This is a genomic window from Mycobacterium sp. ITM-2016-00316 (genome assembly GCF_002968335.2).
In the GTDB taxonomy this organism is placed as follows: Bacteria; Actinomycetota; Actinomycetes; order Mycobacteriales; family Mycobacteriaceae; genus Mycobacterium.
This window is the reverse complement of the sequence record NZ_CP134398.1, coordinates 3,759,864-3,778,120: the sequence shown is the minus strand read 5'-3', so window position 1 is coordinate 3,778,120 and position 18,257 is coordinate 3,759,864. Positions and strand designations below refer to the sequence as shown.

The 18,257-nt window shown below is 68.6% G+C and carries 15 protein-coding genes; 10 read left to right on the top strand and 5 right to left on the bottom strand.

Translation table 11 applies throughout. The annotated features are described in order from the left end of the window. Positions 1 to 119: 119 nt before the first annotated feature. On the top strand, positions 120 to 281 hold the full coding sequence (locus C6A86_RS18170; protein WP_158263257.1) for a hypothetical protein: 162 nt from the start codon (positions 120 to 122) through the stop codon (positions 279 to 281). A 225-nt stretch (positions 282 to 506) separates the two neighbouring features. Here C6A86_RS18170 and C6A86_RS18165 read toward each other — a convergent pair whose 3' ends face one another. Further along, a complete protein-coding gene (locus tag C6A86_RS18165) occupies positions 507 to 1,169 on the bottom strand; it encodes a cutinase family protein (RefSeq protein ID WP_233212960.1) in 663 nt (220 codons plus the stop codon). 104 nt (positions 1,170 to 1,273) lie between these two features. On the opposite strand from C6A86_RS18165, the gene C6A86_RS18160 reads away from it, so the two are divergent. After that, positions 1,274 to 1,759: an LppP/LprE family lipoprotein gene (locus C6A86_RS18160; protein WP_105362905.1), complete on the top strand. Its 486-nt coding sequence runs from the start codon at positions 1,274 to 1,276 to the stop codon at positions 1,757 to 1,759. Here the strand turns inward: C6A86_RS18160 and C6A86_RS18155 are convergent. Further along, on the bottom strand, positions 1,749 to 2,318 hold the full coding sequence (locus C6A86_RS18155; protein ID WP_105362904.1) for a TetR family transcriptional regulator C-terminal domain-containing protein: 570 nt from the start codon (positions 2,316 to 2,318) through the stop codon (positions 1,749 to 1,751). The genes C6A86_RS18160 and C6A86_RS18155 overlap by 11 nt on opposite strands. Before the next feature lie 90 nt (positions 2,319 to 2,408). Here C6A86_RS18155 and C6A86_RS18150 point away from each other — a divergent pair, with 90 nt between their 5' ends. After that, a complete protein-coding gene (locus C6A86_RS18150) occupies positions 2,409 to 5,459 on the top strand; it encodes an MMPL family transporter (RefSeq protein WP_105362903.1) in 3,051 nt (1,016 codons plus the stop codon). A gap of 4 nt (positions 5,460 to 5,463) precedes the next feature. Here C6A86_RS18150 and C6A86_RS18145 read toward each other — a convergent pair whose 3' ends face one another. Continuing rightward, on the bottom strand, positions 5,464 to 7,437 hold the full coding sequence (locus tag C6A86_RS18145; RefSeq protein WP_105362902.1) for an acyl-CoA dehydrogenase: 1,974 nt from the start codon (positions 7,435 to 7,437) through the stop codon (positions 5,464 to 5,466). Positions 7,438 to 7,518: 81 nt separating this feature from the next. Between C6A86_RS18145 and C6A86_RS18140 the strand changes: the two genes are divergently transcribed. Continuing rightward, positions 7,519 to 8,250 (top strand): VIT1/CCC1 transporter family protein, encoded by a 732-nt coding sequence (locus C6A86_RS18140; protein ID WP_105362901.1) that lies wholly within the window; start codon positions 7,519 to 7,521, stop codon positions 8,248 to 8,250. 61 nt (positions 8,251 to 8,311) lie between these two features. On the opposite strand, the gene C6A86_RS18135 is transcribed toward C6A86_RS18140, so the two are convergent. Further along, positions 8,312 to 8,755 (bottom strand): MarR family winged helix-turn-helix transcriptional regulator, encoded by a 444-nt coding sequence (locus tag C6A86_RS18135; RefSeq protein WP_233212959.1) that lies wholly within the window; start codon positions 8,753 to 8,755, stop codon positions 8,312 to 8,314. 107 nt (positions 8,756 to 8,862) lie between these two features. On the opposite strand from C6A86_RS18135, the gene C6A86_RS18130 reads away from it, so the two are divergent. From C6A86_RS18130 to C6A86_RS18110, 5 genes are all read left to right on the top strand, one after another. Next, the gene (locus C6A86_RS18130) at positions 8,863 to 10,872 is read left to right on the top strand and encodes a DUF2232 domain-containing protein (RefSeq protein ID WP_199196150.1); all 2,010 of its coding nucleotides are present in this window, start codon (positions 8,863 to 8,865) and stop codon (positions 10,870 to 10,872) included. Next, positions 10,869 to 11,690, top strand: a complete 822-nt coding sequence (locus C6A86_RS18125; RefSeq protein WP_105362899.1) for a CbiQ family ECF transporter T component — start codon at positions 10,869 to 10,871, stop codon at positions 11,688 to 11,690. Before C6A86_RS18130 ends, C6A86_RS18125 begins: the two co-directional genes overlap by 4 nt. A 137-nt stretch (positions 11,691 to 11,827) precedes the next feature. Beyond that, complete coding sequence (locus C6A86_RS18120; protein WP_311100817.1) at positions 11,828 to 13,078, top strand: FAD-dependent oxidoreductase; 1,251 nt, start codon at positions 11,828 to 11,830, stop codon at positions 13,076 to 13,078. A 78-nt stretch (positions 13,079 to 13,156) separates the two neighbouring features. Next, on the top strand, positions 13,157 to 14,674 hold the full coding sequence (locus tag C6A86_RS18115; protein WP_105365454.1) for a TldD/PmbA family protein: 1,518 nt from the start codon (positions 13,157 to 13,159) through the stop codon (positions 14,672 to 14,674). Next, on the top strand, positions 14,671 to 16,041 hold the full coding sequence (locus tag C6A86_RS18110) for a metallopeptidase TldD-related protein (protein ID WP_105365424.1): 1,371 nt from the start codon (positions 14,671 to 14,673) through the stop codon (positions 16,039 to 16,041). Before C6A86_RS18115 ends, C6A86_RS18110 begins: the two co-directional genes overlap by 4 nt. 17 nt (positions 16,042 to 16,058) lie before the next feature. Here C6A86_RS18110 and C6A86_RS18105 read toward each other — a convergent pair whose 3' ends face one another. Beyond that, positions 16,059 to 17,177 (bottom strand): N(5)-(carboxyethyl)ornithine synthase, encoded by a 1,119-nt coding sequence (locus tag C6A86_RS18105; RefSeq protein WP_396833811.1) that lies wholly within the window; start codon positions 17,175 to 17,177, stop codon positions 16,059 to 16,061. A gap of 240 nt (positions 17,178 to 17,417) precedes the next feature. Here C6A86_RS18105 and C6A86_RS18100 point away from each other — a divergent pair, with 240 nt between their 5' ends. After that, complete coding sequence (locus C6A86_RS18100; RefSeq protein WP_105365426.1) at positions 17,418 to 18,230, top strand: carboxymuconolactone decarboxylase family protein; 813 nt, start codon at positions 17,418 to 17,420, stop codon at positions 18,228 to 18,230. Positions 18,231 to 18,257 lie beyond the last annotated feature (27 nt).

The window sequence follows — 18,257 nt, the reverse complement described above, 5'->3', positions numbered from 1 at the left end:
GTGTGGCAGATAGTTCTGCTGTTGTCCGATCCGCACCACGGCCGGTCACGGCATCTTCGGGTCGACCTACAGTCGGGTTCGTAGCTCGCGGGACCGACCTGAGTGCCATGATCTGCATCATGGCGATCGCGTATGCAATCCTCGTCGGAGTTGCCCTGCTGGTCATCGGGTTCTTCGCGGGTTTCTTCGGCGCGACGATCGGCCTCGGGTGGCTGGCCTACATCGGATGGTTCGTCCTGTGTCTGGTTGTCGGAGCGGTAGTCACCACCGCCCGGCGGTAGGAGGTACTGCCTGCCCGTACCTTCCTCGCATAACACCTCTGACATACCGGATACACGCAATGAACTGGCATGGGCAGCGGTAAACGAATCCTGCTGCCCGCCAGCACTTTCGCGAACCTTTGAGGAGATCCGTCGGGACGACATATCCGCATCGGACGGTTGATGGTTCGAGTCCATCCGGGGGAGCACGACAGGCCGGCGCGCAAGCGCCGGCCTCACTGCTTTCTAGGCGATCCTGCCCGCGGCGGCCGCCGCTGCCGCGTCGGTCAGACCGTTGTAGGGATAGGTCGCATGGGCCAGCGAACCCAGCAGCGAAGCCGGCGAGCCATCGCAGATGTTGTCGCCCGGTGCACACAGGTCCAGTGACTTACCCGAGTACGACGGTGCGATGTTGGCCGGCGGCGCACCGTATTGGGACAACAGCGACGCGCTCGGTTTACCGAACAGCACCAGTCCGGCGACCCGGCTCTGCACGTCGGCCGGCAGGTCTGCGGTGGCGTAGGCGGCGACCGCTGCACCCTGGGAGTATCCGCCGACGATGAGTTTGGTGTTCGGGCAGTTCGCGGCCGTCGACCGCACTCGTGCGGCGGCGTCACCGACACCGTCGAACATGGTGGCCGGGAACACCGCCCGGTTCTCGAAATCGCCGCTGGCGGGGTAGTTCACCGGGTAGACGCCGATGGACTTACCGGGGGACTGCGCGCGCAGGGTGTCGACGAACGCCTGGCCGGTGGCACCGAGGCCGGGTGGCTCGTCGCTGCCGCGGGCGAAGACCACCTCGGCATCGGGGCATGGTTCGGCGGAGGCGCCAGGGGCGGAGCCGGTTGCCAGCATCGAAGCGGTCAGCGCGCCGACAACGACCAACCGGCGTAAATGGCGTATTCCCATGGCCTGGATGCTACGCGGAGTGTTCGCTGAGCACATCCGGGCGACGGGACTGGCCGGCGCCGGAGGATCGGGGAGAGCGATGTTCACTCCGTAAGCTCACTGCCATGCGGCTCACCCGGATCGCCTCGGCCCTCACGGCCCTCACATTCGCCCTGGCTTCATGTGGGTGGAGCCCACCCAACTCGGCGCCGCAGTCCACCTCGGACTGCCCGGCCGCGGACACCCCGACCGCCGAGACAGTCAAGACCGCCGTGCAGAAGGTCGGTGAACGCTGGTCGGAGGTATCGCGGGGTAACACCGGTGACTGCCGCCTGCACTGGGTGGTGATCGGCACCGGGGACACCGCCCAGGATGCCGCCGTGCAGGTGCTGTTCTTCGACCGCGATGCGCCGCTGGGCCCGCCGACCCCGCGGCCCCGCCCGTACACCACCGTGGTCCCGTTGGGGGAGAAGATCGCCACGGTGCAGTACCAGTGGCTGCAGGGTCAGGACAAGCCGTGCTGCCCGACCGGGATCGCTCAGGTGCGCTTCCAGATCGGCGAGGACGGCGCGCTCCAGGCGTTGGATCCGATCCCGACCCCTACTCCTTAGTGCCGACTTTCGACTCGTAGAGCTCGATGAGCGCGTCCTCGACATGCTGCAGCGGCTCGGCCGATTTGGTGGCCTGGCACACGACGATGGCGCCCTCGACCGCGGACACCGTGACGCTGGCCAGCCGCGCGGCGTCCTCGGCGCTGACATCGGCGGCCTCGAGGTGGCGTGCCAGTCGGCGTTGCCAGTCGATGAAGACCGCGCCGGCGTTGTCGGCAGCTTTGTCGGCCTCCGAGCGGCCCAGCGCGGCGGCCACGATCGGGCATCCGGACAGAAAGTCGCTGTGGGTGAGGGTGTCTCGCCACGCGGCGACGAAGGCCCGCACCGCGGGAACCGGGCCGAGGGTGGCGGCCAGGTGATCGATGGCATCGCCGGTGTAGCGGCCCGCGGCCAGGGTGGCATCGGCGACGAGTTCGGCCTTGCCGCCGGGGAAATTCAGATACAGCGACCGGCGTGCGGTGCCGCTGAGCTCCAGTAACAGCGACAGGCCGGTACCGGCGACGCCGTTGCGCCGGATCAGATCGATGGCACTGGTGACGAGCCGATCGCGTGCCTGCATGGGAACCTCTCTTGCGGTGTACTGATCAGTCTACTAACGTCTGCCCGGTCCGGTAGACCATTTGGTCTACTGCATGACCAGGGGGCGGTAATGCAGCACAGCGACAGTCGGCGCTTCGGCGCGTTCAGCAGGTTCTGCGCCCGGCACGCCTGGGTGGTCATCGGGTTCTGGGTGGTGCTCGTCGGCGCACTCAACATCGCCATCCCGCAGCTCGAACAGACCGTGGCGGAACGGTCGGCGCCGTTCATGCCCGCCGATATCCCGGCCGCGCAGACACTGCGGCAGATGTCGCAGGCGTTCGGGGTGCCCGAATCCTCGGCCATCGGCAGCGTGCTCATGGTCAACGAGCAGGGCATCGGACCCGCGGAGGAGAAGCTCTACGGTGAACTCGTCGAGGCGCTGCGTGCCGACACCGGCAATGTGGCCTACGCATTGGACGTATTCGGCAACGAGCGGTTGCGCGACATCGCGCTGAGCCCGGACGGCAAGGCCATCAACGTGCTGGTGGCCGGCGTCGGCGATGTCGGCTCCACCGAGGCGCACAAGAACACGATTGCGATACGCGACACCATTCACTCGCTGCCGACCCCGCCGGGCGTGCAGCTCTACTACACCGGCCCGTCGCCGACACTGGCGGATCTGTTCAGCTCCATGGACTTCTCGCTGTTGATCATCACCGCGGTGTCGGTGGTGCTGATCATGCTGGTGCTGCTGACGGTCCACCGATCGGTGGTCACCGCGCTCATTCCGCTGCTCACCATCGGGATCGCGATGGGGGCCGCCCGCCCGGTGGTGTCACTGCTGGGGGCATCCGGCACGCTGACGGTCTCGAACTTCACCATCGCCCTGATGACCGCGATGCTGCTCGGCGCGGCCACCGACTACGCGATCTTCATCCTCGCCGGCTATCACGAGGGGCGCCGAAAGAAGTTGTCCGTCAACGATTCATTGGCCTACGCCGGTGGCCGGGTATCGGGCATCCTGATCGCCTCGATGCTCACCATCGCGGCCGCCGCGACCGCGATGGGCTTCACCGAACTCGGCATGTTCAAGGCAGCGGGCCCGCCCATCGCGATCGCCATCGTGATCGCGCTGGCGGTGTCGATGACGCTGCCCTATGCCTTGCTGTCCGTGCTCGGCAGGCGCGGGTTGGCCGAACCGCGCCGACTCGACGAAAGGCGTTGGCGTCGCATCGGATCCACGGTGCTGCGCCGGTCGGGCGCGCTCGCGGCGGCCTCGCTGGTGCTGCTGATCGCCGCGGCCACGGTGCTGCTCACCTTCCGGGTCAACTTCGACGAGAACGCCATGCAACTCGACGCCACCGAGAGTTCCGCCGGCTATCAGAAGGCCTATCAGCATTGGGGCGTCAACGAAGTCGCACCCGAGTACCTCATCGTCACTGCCGACCATGACATGCGGAACACCAACGATCTCGCCGCGCTGGACCAGATCGCCGAACGGATCACCAAGCTCCCCGAAGTCGCGTACGTGCGCGCGTTGACCCGCCCGGACGGACACCAGCTCAAGCAGACCACCGTCGGCTATCAGGCCGGTGTGGTCGCCGATCGTCTCGGTTCGGCCCGTGACCGCGTTGACGCCGCGCACCCCGATCTGCAGCGCCTGGCGTCGGGCACCTCCGCGCTGCGTGACGGTGCCGCCACCGCGGACGCCCAACTTCCCCAATTGGTCTCCGGCATAAAAGAAGTCACCGCGCTGGCGCATGAGGTGCTGGGCAGCTACGAGTCCGCGAACACCGCGCTGGCCACCGCGACCGGAGCGCCCGCCGACCTGGACGCGGTGCTGGCCGACCTGAACTCCTCGGTGAATCTGCTCGACGTGGCGCTGCAGGTGCTCACCCAGAACACCCAGGTGCTCGATGCGGGCCGCACCATGAGCGCGGCGCTGGGACCGGCGCTGGCCGTGGAGGCGCGACCGGACTGCCTGGCCGACCCGATCTGCGCGCGGGCCCGCGCCGGCATCGCCGATCTGGATGCGATATCCGGCGGGGCGGTCGGCCGGGCACTGCGCCAGGTACAGCTGGCCACGGCGATGCCGCAGGAGACCATCGACAGGGTGCGCGCGGCCGAACCCGCGATCAGGAACACGGTGGCGGGCCTGCAGAAGCTGGTGGCCACCGCGCCGGGGGACTCACCGGCGCAGAGCCGGGCCCGGCTCGACGAACTGGTGCGCGGCGCGGACCGGCTGTCCGACGGTGTCTCGGAGCTGTCGGCCGGCCTGGATCAGGTCAAGGGCGGCGTCGATCAGGTGGTCGGTCTCACCGGAGCGCTCAGCGACGGGCTCTCGGAGGCCACCGACTATCTGTCCACGCTGAGCGCGCACACCTCCGACGGGCCGGGTGCGGGCTTCTACCTTCCGCCCCAGGGGCTCACCGACGCCGGCTTCCGTGCCGCCGAGCAGTTGCTGTTCGCGCCCGACGGCAAGACCGCCCGGCTGCTGGTGATCTGGCAGGTCAACCCGTACAGCGCCGAGGCGCTGGATGCGACCCGGCACCTGCCGGTGGCGGCCGGGGAGGCCGCCACCGGGACCTCGCTGGCCGGTGCGCACTTCGCCAGCACCGGCCTGGCCTCGCTGTCGGCCGATATGCGCGATCAGGTGTGGCGGGACTTCGCCGTCTACGCCGCCGTCGCCATCGTCGGTGTCCTGCTGGTGCTGATCGTGCTGCTGCGCAGCATCGCCGCACCGGTGTTCATGGTCGCGGTGGTGACGCTGTCCTTCGCCGCGGCGGCCGGAGTCAGCGTGCTCGTCTGGCAGCACCTGATCGGCATCGATATCGACTGGTCGGTCTTCCCGGTGTCGTTCATGGCACTGATCGCCGTCGGCGCCGACTACAGCATGCTGTTCGCCGCCCGTATCAGAGACGAATCCGCCGACGGGATGCGGCGCGGCATCCTGCGCAGCTTCGCCAGCACCGGCAGCGTGATCACCACGGCGGGCGTGGTTTTCGCGCTGACGATGTTCGCACTGATGAGCGGACGGGTGATCAACCTGTTGCAGATCGGCTTCACCGTCGGCGTCGGACTGCTCATCGACATCACGCTGGTGCGCACCATCCTGGTGCCGGCCGCCATGTCGCTGATCGGTGACCGGATCTGGTGGCCGGGCAAGGCCCGGCGCGGCTGATGCGCTACTTCGGCTCGATGGTGCCGGCGCTGACGGCGTCCTGCTCCTCGTGCTCGTCGGCGTCCGGGATGTGCTCGGGATGCAGCATCTCGGCGTAGCGCAGCTGCTCGGGGATCCCGAACCCGTCGACGAGCAGTTCGGCGTGCGGGCGCAGCTTGCGGCACCGGTCGTTGATGGCGCGGGTGACGGCCTTGGAGCGTTCGACCGACAGGAAGCGGTGCTCGACGAACCAGGCCTTGTCGTCTTCGATCACCGACAGCGCGTACAGATCACACACCAGGCCGAGGATCTCGCGGGCGTCCTCATCCGGGCAGGCGTCGATGCCGGCGACGAAGGCCTCCAGGATGATTCGGTCGATGTGCGCCTGCGCGGTGTGCAACACGTGGTCCTGCACCGCGTTGAACGCCTCGAACGGTGACATCTCCTTGGCCTTGCTCTGCAGTCGGCGGGCCACCGAGGCGAGCATGTACTCCTCGCGGTCCTCGAACATCTTCACCTGGGTACCGCGGTTGAACAGCGAGCCCTCTTCCTCGTTGTCCTCGCGGGTGTCCACGATGGTCTGCATGATCGTCTGCGCGGCGGTGCGCTTGAGCACCCGCTCGCCGGCGAAGTTGGCGGCAAAGCGCACCCATTCCACCGGGCTCATGCCCTTGATGTCATCGGCGTAGGCCGTCAGCAGTTCCTTGGCCACCAGCTGGGTCAGCACGTGGTTGTCACCCTCGAAGGTGGTGAACACGTCGGTGTCCGCCTTGAGCGCGATCAGCCGGTTCTCCGCCAGATAGCCTGCGCCACCGCAGGCTTCGCGCGCCTCCTGGATCGCCGCTGTCGCATGCCAGGTGTTGGCGGCCTTCAGGCCCGCGGCGCGCGATTCCAGCTCGCGCTGCTCCTCGGCGTCCGGGCTGTCCGAGGTCTGTAGCTCGTGGGTTTTGGCCACCAGTTCGTTCTGGGCGAACTGCAGCGCGTAGGACTTGGCGATCAGTGGGAACAGCCGGCGCTGATGCACCAGGTAGTCCATGATCAGCACTTCCTGATCGGCGCCGGGAGCATCGAACTGCCTGCGCTCCAACGCATATCGGGTGGCGATGTCAAGCGCCACCCGGGCTGCGGCGCCGGCGCTGCCGCCGACGGTGACGCGTCCGCGGATGAGCGTGCCGAGCATGGTGAAAAAGCGCCTGCCGACATTCTCGATCGGTGAGGAGTAGGTGCCGTCCTCGGCGACATCGGCGTACTTGTTGAGCAGGTTCTCCCGCGGGATGCGCACGTGGTCGAACTGGATGCGGCCGTTGTCGACGCCGGGCAGTCCACCCTTGTAGTGACAGTCCGAGGTGGTGACGCCAGGTAGGTCGTTGCCGGCGTCGTCGCGGATGGGCACGACAAAGCAATGCACGCCGTGCCCCTCCCCGTCGGCGGTGATGAGCTGAGCGAACACCGCTGCCACTCTTGCGGTCTGGGCGGCGCCGCCGATGTAGTCCTTGCGCGACGACGGGGTGGGGGAGTCGATGATGAACTCCTGTGCCGCCGGGTCGTAGGTGGCCGTGGTCTCCAGGGACTGGACGTCGCTGCCGTGACCGGTCTCGGTCATCGCGAAGCAGCCCAGCAGTTCCAGGTTGATGATCTTCTTGACGTAGGCGTTGTGGTGCCGCTCGGTGCCAAGATTCTCGATGGCACCGCCGAACAGGCCCCACTGCACACCGGCCTTGACCATCAGCGACAGATCGCTCATCGCGAGCATCTCGATCTGGGTGACGGCGGCGCCGACGTCACCGTTGCCGCCGTGCTCCTTCTTGAAGCCGTCCTCGGCCGCGCCGCGGGAGGCCATGATCTTCATCTGCTCGCCGACCTTGGTGCGGGCGATGACGGTGTTGGGCGTGTAGTGCGGCCGGAACACCTCACCGGACAATTCGGCACGTACCTCGTTCTTGACATCGCGCCAGCGGCCGTCGAGCGCGTTGCGGAGATGATCTGCGGTAGTGGTCATAGTTGACGGTAACTTGCCCCCGCATCGACAAAGGCAAACCTGAGTACAACGACGAAAAATCGTCGGCGTTGAATTTGCGACATGACCGAACGGTCCGAACCCGAATCACCCACCGGCCTGCCTCACGTGGCCGATCATCAGCACGCCGACGTCACCGGCGGGTGGCTGCGCGCGGCCACCTTCGGCGCGATGGACGGCCTCGTGAGCAACACCGCACTGATCGCGGGTGTGGCGGCCGCGGCTAATGCGCATGCCGTGGTGCTGGCCGGGATCGCCGGTCTGCTGGCCGGGGCCTTCTCGATGGCGCTGGGCGAGTTCACCTCGGTGACAACGGCCAATGAGCAGATCGACTCCGAGGTGAAGGTGGAACGCCGCTCGTTCCGCAATCACCCCGATGCTGAGCAAGCGGAGTTGACGGCGATGCTCGTCGATATGGGCATGACGCCGGCGACGGCGGCCACGGCGACCGCCGAGATTCACCGCGACGAGACGCGGGCGCTGAACTTCCACCTGGTGCAGGAACTCGGGGTGGACCCCCGCGAGAAGCCCTCACCCTGGGTGGCCGCGGGATCGTCGTTCGTGATGTTCACCCTCGGCGCGATCGTGCCGCTCATCCCGTATCTGCTCGGCTTCGCATCGCTGTGGGCCGGGCTGGCCTGCGGCGGTCTGGGCCTGCTGATCACCGGCGGCCTGGCGGCCAAGTTCACCCGCAAGCCGCCGTGGTGGTCGGCGTTGCGTCTGCTGTCGCTCGGTGGCGTCGCGATCGCCGTCACCTACCTCGTGGGATCCGTTGTCGGAGTTGCGGTTACCTGAGAGGTCCACCTCGAATTGCGCGAGTGGTCGTGAACCGGCGAGATTTACGACCATTCGCGTATTAGCGTTCATGCTGGGCGTCATCGAGCAGCCCGCGCAGCACCCGGATCGCGTCGACGAGCGCGGCGCGCTCGGCTTTGTCGAGATGTTCCAGATAGGGGTTGATCGCGGCACTGCGATCGGCGCGCACCCGGCTGAGGATCTGGCGGCCCTCTTCGGTGATGCCGATGAGGACGGCCCGGGCGTCGTCGGGGTCCTCGGCACGCTGCACCAGGCCGGCGTCCTCGAGACGGCGCACCTGGGTGGTCATCGTCGGTTGCGAGCAGTGATCGAGGGCGGCCAGATCGGAGATGCGGGTCTGTCCCTGGTCTTCGATGGTCGAGAGCAGTCGGGCTTGGGCGAAGGGCAGCGGAAGCTCGATGCGCTGATTGGCCAGCCGGTTGATCCGCGCGACGACGGCCAGCAGGTCGGCGCCGAGAGCCGCGGTGTTGTCCGGGCGAGTCACCTGCCCAAGGTTACATAGGGACGCTATGCATGGGCAAAACGGGGTGACGTGGGAGCCGTCACAGTCCGGACGACCGAAGCACTCCGGCGAACTGGCAGAATCGGGTGATGCCTCCCGGTTCGCCAACGTTGCGCCGGGCCGGGTCATTGCAGCCGAACGAACTTGCCCAGGCCGCCGTGATGGCGGCTCTGTGCGCGGCCATCGCGATCATCGCCGTCGTCGTCCCGTTCGCGGCCGCGCTGTCCCTGCTGGGCACCGTCCCGATGGGCTTGCTCGCCTACCGGTACCGGCTGCGCGTCGTGCTGGCCGCGACCATCGCCGCCGCGCTCATCGCCTTCCTGATCGGCGGCTTCGGCGGCCTGATGACCGTCATCAACTGCGCCTATATCGGCGGGCTCACCGGCATCGTCAAACGCCGTGGCCGCGGCCTGCCGGTCGTGGTGCTGGTATCCGTGGTGGCCGGCGCCATATTCGGTATCGCGGCCGTGGTCGCGCTGCTCATCGCCTCCCGGCTGCGTGAGCTCGTGTTCACTGCCATGACCGCCAACGTCGACGGCTCGGTCGCGATCTGGAGCTACATCCCCGAGCTTCGCCCCGCCGCCGAGAAGTTCCGGGAACTGTTCGGGCTGGCCCTGGAGCACTGGCCGATCCTCATCTTCTGCTACGGACTGTTCGCCATCATGGGCGTCAGCCTGGTCGGCTGGTGGGCACTGTCGCGGGTACTGGCCCGGCTGCTCGGGGTGCCCGATGTGCACAAGCTGGAGACCGTCATCACCGACGGACCGGTCGTGCCGGTCCCGATGGCCCTGCGTGATGTGGTGTTCCGCTATCCCGGAACCACCCGCGACGCGCTCGGCCCGCTGTCGATGGACGTACACCCCGGCGAACACCTCGCCGTCACCGGCGCCAACGGATCCGGCAAGACCACGCTGATGCTGATCCTCGCCGGACGCGAACCCACCGAGGGCACCGTGGCGCGTCCCGGCGGGGTCGGGCTCGGCGCCCCGGGCGGCACCGCGGTGATCATGCAGCACCCCGAGAGCCAGGTGCTGGGCACCCGGGTTGCCGACGATGTGGTGTGGGGGCTGCCCCCAGGTACCCACGTCGACGTGCCCGAGCTGCTCTCCGAGGTGGGCTTGGAGGGGCTGGGCGAACGCGACACCGGCAGTTTGTCCGGCGGCGAGCTGCAACGTCTGGCGGTGGCCGCCGCGCTGGCACGCAAGCCCGCGCTGCTGATCGCCGACGAGGTCACCAGCATGGTCGACCAGCAGGGCCGCGACGGCCTGATGTCGGTGCTGGGTGGGCTGACCCGCAAGCGCGACATGTCGCTGGTGCACATCACGCACTACAACGAGGAAGCCGAGGCCGCCGACCGGGTGGTCAACCTGGCCGGCGGATCGGAGATGGTGCAGTCCGCCGAGGTGCCCACCCCCAGCGGTGAGACTCGCTCGGAGGTGCCGGTGCTGGAGCTCACCGGCGTCAGCCACCGCTACGCCGACGGAACCCCCTGGGCCAAAACCGCTCTGCGCGATATCAACCTGGTCGTGCACGAGGGTGACGGTGTGTTGATCCACGGACTCAACGGCTCCGGTAAGTCGACGCTGGCGTGGATCCTCGCCGGGCTGACCCTGCCCACCACCGGAACCTGTCTGCTCGACGGCAAGCCGGTCTCTGATCAGGTCGGCGCGGTCGCACTGTCCTTCCAGGCCGCCCGGCTGCAGTTGATGCGCAGCCACGTGCACCGCGAGATCGCCTCTGCCGCCGGTTTCCCCGCCCGCGACCGGGCCCGGGTGGTCGCCGCGCTGGCCACCGTCGGGCTGGAACCCGCACTGGCGGACCGTCGTATCGACCAACTCTCCGGGGGCCAGATGCGCCGCGTCGTGCTGGCCGGGCTGCTGGCCCGCTCACCGCGAGCCATCGTGCTCGACGAACCGTTGGCCGGGCTCGACGCCGCCAGCGCCCGCGGACTGCTGCGGCTGCTGGAGGAACTGCGCCGGGGCGGGCTGACGGTCGTGGTGATATCCCACGATTTCGCCGGGCTGGAAGAACTGTGCCCGCGCACCCTGCACCTCCATGAGGGCGCGCTGGTGCCCGTCGCGTCGGGAGCCGCCTCATGAGCGCGCAACGCCGCCCGGTCGTGCTGCTGCGACCGGTGCCCGGCGACTCCGTCATCCACCGGCTCTGGGCCGGAACGAAACTCGTCACCGTGCTCGCCCTGGCGGTGCTGTTGATGTTCTACCCAGGGTGGCTGCCCATCGCGCTGGTCACGCTGCTGGTGGCGGCCGCAGTGGTGCTGGCGCGGATCCCGCGGGGCGCGCTGCCCTCGATTCCGGGCTGGCTGTGGTTGATCGTGCTGCTCGGTGGGGTCACCGCGGCCTTCGCCGGCGGCACCCCGATCGTCGACCTCGCCGGACTCGAGCTCGAACTCGGCGGGCTGCTGAAGTTCCTGCGCGTCACCGCGGTGTCGATCGTGCTGCTGGGCCTGGGCGCGCTGGTGTCCTGGACCACCAACGTCGCCGAAATCGCGCCTGCGGTATCGACGTTGTGCCGGCCGCTGCGCTGGCTGAAACTGCCCGTCGATGACTGGGCCGCCACCCTGGCGCTGGCGCTACGGGCGTTCCCGATGCTGATGGACGAGTTCAGCGTGCTGTACGCGGCGCGGCGGCTGCGCCCGCGGCTCCGGGCGCAGACCCGTCGTGAACGACGCAAGCAGTGGATCTCCGAGGTGATCGACCTGCTGGCCGCCGCGGTCACGGTGGCGCTGCGGCGCGCCGACGAGATGGGCGATGCCATCACCGCACGCGGCGGGGCCGGTCAGATCGCGGCCGCCCCGGCGCGCCCCAGCGCCGCCGATTACGTGGTGCTCGCGCTGGTGGCGGTGGTCTGCGGCGCCGCCGGGTATCTCGAAGCGGCGTCCTTCCTCAGCACCAGCTGACACACCCGGACCGGTCCTGCCTGCCGGTTGTCGGGACCCGACAATCGGCGCTCGGCGGATTGGCCGATTCCGCAGCGCCGTCGCGCTGCGGCCCTCCCATGATGGTGTGACTACCAGCCAAGGAGCGGAGGGATCACATGGTCGGCGTCGATCGCGTCGGCGAGGGGCCGCGCAGTGTCATCGTGGTGGGAGCCGGGATCGTCGGGTTGTCCACGGCGTGGTTCCTGCAGGAGCGCGGTGTCGCGGTCACCGTGGTGGACCGCGAGGGGGTGGCGGCCGGTTCGTCCTGGGGTAACGCCGGGTGGGTCTCACCGGCACTGACCCTTCCGCTCAACCAGCCCGGCGTCCTCGGCTACGGGTTGCGTTCCCTGTTCAATTCCTCGGCCCCACTGCATATTCCACTGCGCGCCGACTTCGGGCTGGCCCGGTTCCTGGCCAGCTTCGCGCGCCACTGCAACCATGCCTCCGCCGAGCGGGTGGTGCGCGCCAACCAACCGCTCAACGCCGAATGTGTGGAGGCCTTCGACGTTCTCGTCGCCAACGGGGTGGACGCACCGGTCACCGACTCGCCGATTGTCGCGCTGTTCGAGAACGACGCCGCGGCCGACGAACTGGGTGCCGAGATCGGGATGCTCGAGCGTGCCGGACTGCCGGTGCAGACCCGCCGACTCAGCGGGGCGGCGCTACGTGACGCGGTGCCGCTGGCGGCGCCGGACGCCACCGTGGCGCTGGCCGTCGAAGGGCAGCGCTACGTCGACCCCGGCCGGTTCGTGACCGCACTGGGGCGGGCGGTGATCGAACGCGGTGCCACGCTGCGTACCGAACGCGTCGTCGATGTGAGCACCAACGGCCGGGTGGTCGTGCGCACCGCCGGTGGTCAGGACCTCACCGCCGACGCCGTCGTCCTGGCCACCGGCGCATGGCTACCCCACCTCGCCGAGCACTGGATCCGGGTGCCGATCCGGGCCGGCCGGGGGTACTCGTTCACCGTCCCGCTGGACCGCGCGATGCCCGGCCCGATCTATCTGCCGACCGTGCGGGTGGCCTGCACGCCCTACCGTGGCGCGATGCGGGTGGCGGGCACCATGGAATTTCGCGGCCCCGATGAGCCCGTGGTCCCGGCCCGGGTGCGCGCGATCGTCGACTCGGCGGCCCGCCTGCTCGACGGTGTGCGCTGGGAGGGACGCAGCGATGTCTGGGTCGGCCCGCGCCCGGTCAGCGCGGACGGACTGCCGGTGGTCGGGCAGGTCAGCGCCGGGCTCTATGTGGCCGGCGGGCACGGCATGTGGGGCCTGGCGCACGGACCGGTCACCGGCCGGCTGCTGACCGAACAGATCACCACCGGTAAGCAACCCGAAGCCCTGCGTGCCTTCGACCCGTTGCGCTAGCACTTTCCACCCGTCGTCAGGGGCGGCGCGGCGACCACCCGCCCCTGACGACAATCTCCTGCCATTACGGTGGGTTCCGTGACACGTCGAACCGTCGACCCCGACTTCCTCGCGCTGCCCCGCCGGGCGCTGGCCGATGCCGCGTTGTCGGCGGCCCGCGCGGCCGGGGCCAGCTACGCCGATCTGCGGATCCACCGCCTCACCACCGAAGTCGTGCAGCTACGCGACGGCGAGCTGGAGAGTTCCACCCTGGACCGCGAGATCGGGCTGGCGGTGCGCGTGATCGTCGACGGCACCTGGGGCTTCGCCTCGCACGCCGAACTGGATCCGGCCGTCGCCGCCGACACCGCGCGCCGCGCCGTGCGGGTCGCGACCACGCTGGCCCCGCTGAACGGCGAACGCATCGAGCTGGCCGCCGAGCCGGTCTATGACGACCTGAGCTGGGTGTCGGACTACCGCATCGATCCCTTCACGGTGCCCGGACCGGACAAGATCGCCGTGCTCGCCGACTATTCGGAACGACTACTGGCCGCCGACGGTGTGGACCACGTGTCGGCCAGCCTGCAGGCGGTCAAGGAGCAGACCTACTACGCCGACACCTTCGGCACCTCCACGACTCAGCAGCGGGTGCGGGTGCAGCCGTCGCTGGAGGCTGTCAGCGTGGACCCGTCGGCCGGATCGTTCGAGACGATGCGCACGCTGGCACCGCCGACGGCGCGCGGCTGGGAGGCCGTCGCCGATGACAGCGTCTGGAACTGGAGCGCCGAGCTGGCCGAGTTGCCGGCGTTGCTGGCCGAGAAGGTGAAGGCGCCCACCGTCACCGCCGGCGCATGCGACCTGGTCATCGACCCGTCCAACCTGTGGCTCACCATCCACGAATCCATCGGGCACGCCACCGAATACGACCGGGCCATCGGCTACGAAGCCGCCTACGCCGGCACCTCGTTCGCCACCCCGGACAAGCTGAACAGCATGCAGTACGGCTCACCGGTGATGAACGTGACCGCCGACCGGACCGTCGAACACGGCTTGGCCACCATCGGTTTCGACGACGAGGGGGTGCGCGCGCAGAGTTGGGACCTGGTGCGCGACGGACTGTTCGTCGGCTACCAGCTGGACCGGGTGTTCGCGCCGCGGCTGGGGGAGTCACGGTCCAACGGATGTTCCTACGCGGACTCCGCCCACCACGTGCCGATCCAGCGGATGGCGAATGTCTCGCTGCAGCCGGGCGCCGCGGACCTCAGCACCGACGACCTGATCTCCCGGGTGTCCGAGGGCATCTACATCGTCGGCGACAAATCCTGGTCAATCGACATGCAGCGGTACAACTTCCAGTTCACCGGGCAGCGGTTCTTTCGTATCCGGGACGGCAAGCTGGATGGACAGCTGCGCGATGTCGCCTACCAGGCCACCACCACCGACTTCTGGGGATCGATGGAAGCCGTCGGGGGGCCGTCCACGTGGCGGCTCGGCGGAGCCTTCAACTGCGGTAAGGCCCAACCCGGCCAGGTCGCGCCGGTCAGCCACGGCTGCCCGTCGGCACTGTTCCGAGGAGTGAATGTGCTGAACACCCAAGCCGAATCGGGCCGCTCATGATCGCCGCACAGCAGCTTGTCGACCAGGTGCTCGCCGAGGCCGCGCGCCTCGGCGGTGCCGACGAGACCACCGTCATCGTCACCGACCGCGCCGACGCGTCGCTGCGCTGGGCCGGCAATTCGATGACCACCAACGGCGAATCCCGGGGCCGCAGCACCACGGTCATCTCGGTGGTGCGCCGCGGTGAGCAGGCGCACGTCGGGTCGGTGAGCTCCACCGAGGTCGATCAGGCCGCCCTCGCGGCGCTGGTCGCGGCGTCCCAGGCCGCCGCGACGTCGGCGCCGGCGGCCAGCGACAATGCCCCCGCGCTGCCCGGCGGGCCGGCCCCCGAGGACTGGGACACACCCGTGCCGAGCACCGGGGCCGACGTATTCGCCGATGTGGCAACCAGTCTGGTGCGCGGCTTCCGCGGCGAGGACCGGCTCTACGGGTACGCCCGGCACATCCTGGAGACCACGTTCGTGGCCACCTCGGGCGGGCTGCGCCGGCGTTTCACCCAGCCGACCGGCTCGGTGGAGATCAACGCCAAACGTGGCGGTGCCAGCGCGTGGGCCGGCGTCGGCACACCCGATTTCGTCAACGTGCCCACCGACGGTCTGCTCGACGAGTTGTCGACCCGGCTGGGCTGGGCGGCGCGCACGGTCGAGCTGCCCGCCGGTCGATACGAGACGCTGATGCCGCCGTCGACCGTCGCCGACATGCTCATCTACCTGGGCTGGAGCATGGATGGCCGCGGTGCGCAGGAGGGTCGCACCGCGCTGTCGGCACCCGGCGGCACCCGGGTGGGGGAGAAGCTCACCGATCTGGGCCTGACGCTGTATTCGGATCCGGCCGCGCCGGGGCAGGAGTGCACGCCGTTCGTGGTGGCGTCGCGTTCCTCGGAGCAGTCCTCGATCTTCGACAACGGCATGGACATCGGCCGGGTCGACTGGCTGCGCGATGGCACCATCAACGCGCTGGCCTACCCGCGGGCCGCGGCCGCGGAATTCGGTGCGCCGGTGACGGTTCCGGCCGACAACCTGCTGATGACGGGCGGGACCAGATCGCTGGCGGACATGATCGCCGGCACCGAACGCGGGCTGCTGCTGACCACGCTCTGGTACATCCGCACGGTGGACCCGGCGGTGTTGCTGCTGACCGGGCTGACCCGCGACGGGGTCTACCTGATCGAGGACGGGGCGGTGACCGCTGCGGTCAACAACTTCCGGTTCAACGAGAGCCCGCTGGATCTGCTGCGCCGCGCCACCGAGGCCGGCATCAGCGAGCCGACCCTGCCGCGGGAATGGGGCGACTGGGCGACCCGGGCGACCATGCCGTCCTTGCGGATTCCCGACTTTCACATGTCCTCGGTCAGTCAGGCGCAGTAGGCGCCTCTCCGAGGCCGCTAGGTCAGGTGGGGGTAGGCCTCTTCGCGGCGCTGGAATTTGAGGATCTCGGGATTGATGATCGTGCCGTCCCGAATCTCGATGGCGCGCGAAATCGTCGCGCTGGCATCCCACGCGGCAGGTCCGTTGAGGACCGTTTCGATATGCGGAAGCAGCGCCTCGCTGATTTCCCACGTGGCCGAGTTCCACAGGTAGGACGGGCTGTGATCCACCGCGTAATAGTGGATGCCATTGGCCTTCTCGATGACCGGGTCGGTGAACGAGGTGGGGCGCGCCCAGCTGAAACCCATTCCGGCATCACAGGACACGTCGATGAGCAGGCTGTCCGGTGTGAATGCCGCGAGATCGTCCTCGGTGACGAAGATCAGGGGAGCGTTGGGATCCTGGAGCACACAGTTGACGACGATGTCGTTCTCGGCCAGCAGGCGTGCCACCGGTACGGCGCCGTCGTCCGGTGTGTCGGCCAGTATCTGCTCGGGGTTGTCGTCATCGGGCCGCATCTGGATGATCTGAGTCGACGGGATCGGTGACCCGACCGCGGCCACGTCGCGGTTGGTGAGCACCCGGACGTCGTCGACACCGTGTGCGTTCAGGGCGGTGACCGCGCCGCGGGCCGTCGCGCCGAAGCCCAGGACAGCGGCCCGCAGTCGGCGACCGTAACTGCCGGTCACGCCGGCGAGCTGCATGGCGTGCAGCACGGAGCAGTAGCCCGCGAGTTCGTTGTTCTTGTGGAAGACGTGCAAGCCGAAGCCCCCGTCCGCCTGCCAGTGGTTCATCGCCTCAAACGCGATCAGCGTCTGCCGCCGGTCGATGGCGACCTGGGTCTGGGTGAAATCCTGCACGCAGTGCGGCCACCCCCAGACGACCTGCCCCACTCTCAGCGCCGCGAGGTCCTCGGCCTGCACCTTGGGCAACACGATGACGTCACACTCGGCGATCAGCTCCGCCCGGGACCTCATTCCGCCGACGAGTTCCGCCAGCCCCTCGTCGGTGGCGCCGAAGTCCTCGCCGTAGCCGTGCTCCAGGAAGATCCGCTGCCGAAGTTCGGGTTCGATCCTGCTGAAGTGCGCCGGGTGAATCGGCAGCCGCTGCTCGTTCGGTTTCCGCGAGCGGGCCATGACGCCGAGTGAAAGTAGTTCCGCCTCAGTGGTTGTCATGCGCAGCCAGCCGAACGCGATGGGACGGAGCGTCGGGTCATAGTTTTTCGATCAGATTTATCAGACATAGCGAGCCCTTTACTATGAGGCCTGAGCGGCCCCTATGCCCGCAACATTACCTCGCCCACCACATCGCACTTTCACACCTGAAGTTTCGAGGTTTCCGCCGACTCAGGTGCGTTGTGGGGGAGGATCAAGGCCGTGCTGGACCTACTGACCGATCTGGTGGCGCTCTCCCCGGACGGGCTCACCCGCGAAAACATGCTGATGCGCACGGTGTGCGCCCAGGCGGTGGGGCTGGCGCCGCTGCCGTTTGAGGCGGTGACGGCATCCCCGGAGGCGGATCCGGTGCTGGCCGAGTTCGCCGAGCAGTTCAGCGTCGACGTCGCCGGGGTGTCTGCCGAGCAGCGGGCCGCTCTGATGGCCGCGTACGGGGCCGAGGTGCTCGGGGTGGCGGCGCTGATGTACGTCGCCGATTTCGTGCCCCGGGTGCGCGCCGGGCTGAGCGCGCTGGGCCTGACGTTTCCGGACCCGGACGGCTGGGATCACGCCACCCATCCGGCGGATGCGCTGTTGAACCGCTTCACCTCCGCGGTCGGCGCGATGCGCGGGCTGGACCCGTTGACCACCGAGATCATCCGGCTGCGCGGGGCCACCCAGCACAACTGCAGGCTCTGTAAGTCGCTGCGCGAGACGACCGCCCTGGATGCGGGCGGCACCGAGTCGCTGTATGACGACATCGGGGCCTATGGAGAGTCCGAGCAGCTGACGCCGGCGCACAAGGCGGCGCTGCGCTATGTCGATGCGCTGATCTGGACACCGTCATCGGTCGACGAGGCGGCCGCCGTTGTGCTCGAACACTTCTCGGCCGAGCAGGCCCTGGAGATCACGCTGGATGTGATGCGCAACGGCACCAACAAGATCGCGGTCGCGCTCGGTGGCGATACGCCACGGGTGGCCGACGGGGTGGAGCACTACCTGCTGGGTGTCGACGGGCAGCCCGTGTTCAGCTGACGGCACACCCGGGATCGCCACGTGAGA

Coding starts and splice junctions, on each gene's coding strand:
- C6A86_RS18150 (WP_105362903.1), top strand. CDS start 2,409: ATGCAGCACAGCGACAGTCGGCGCTTCGGCGCGTTCAGCAGGTTCTGC.
- C6A86_RS18105 (WP_396833811.1), bottom strand. CDS start 17,177: ATGGCCCGCTCGCGGAAACCGAACGAGCAGCGGCTGCCGATTCACCCG.
- C6A86_RS18155 (WP_105362904.1), bottom strand. CDS start 2,318: ATGCAGGCACGCGATCGGCTCGTCACCAGTGCCATCGATCTGATCCGG.
- C6A86_RS18170 (WP_158263257.1), top strand. CDS start 120: ATGGCGATCGCGTATGCAATCCTCGTCGGAGTTGCCCTGCTGGTCATC.
- C6A86_RS18165 (WP_233212960.1), bottom strand. CDS start 1,169: ATGGGAATACGCCATTTACGCCGGTTGGTCGTTGTCGGCGCGCTGACC.
- C6A86_RS18140 (WP_105362901.1), top strand. CDS start 7,519: ATGACCGAACGGTCCGAACCCGAATCACCCACCGGCCTGCCTCACGTG.
- C6A86_RS18160 (WP_105362905.1), top strand. CDS start 1,274: ATGCGGCTCACCCGGATCGCCTCGGCCCTCACGGCCCTCACATTCGCC.
- C6A86_RS18110 (WP_105365424.1), top strand. CDS start 14,671: ATGATCGCCGCACAGCAGCTTGTCGACCAGGTGCTCGCCGAGGCCGCG.
- C6A86_RS18145 (WP_105362902.1), bottom strand. CDS start 7,437: ATGACCACTACCGCAGATCATCTCCGCAACGCGCTCGACGGCCGCTGG.
- C6A86_RS18125 (WP_105362899.1), top strand. CDS start 10,869: ATGAGCGCGCAACGCCGCCCGGTCGTGCTGCTGCGACCGGTGCCCGGC.
- C6A86_RS18130 (WP_199196150.1), top strand. CDS start 8,863: ATGCCTCCCGGTTCGCCAACGTTGCGCCGGGCCGGGTCATTGCAGCCG.
- C6A86_RS18120 (WP_311100817.1), top strand. CDS start 11,828: ATGGTCGGCGTCGATCGCGTCGGCGAGGGGCCGCGCAGTGTCATCGTG.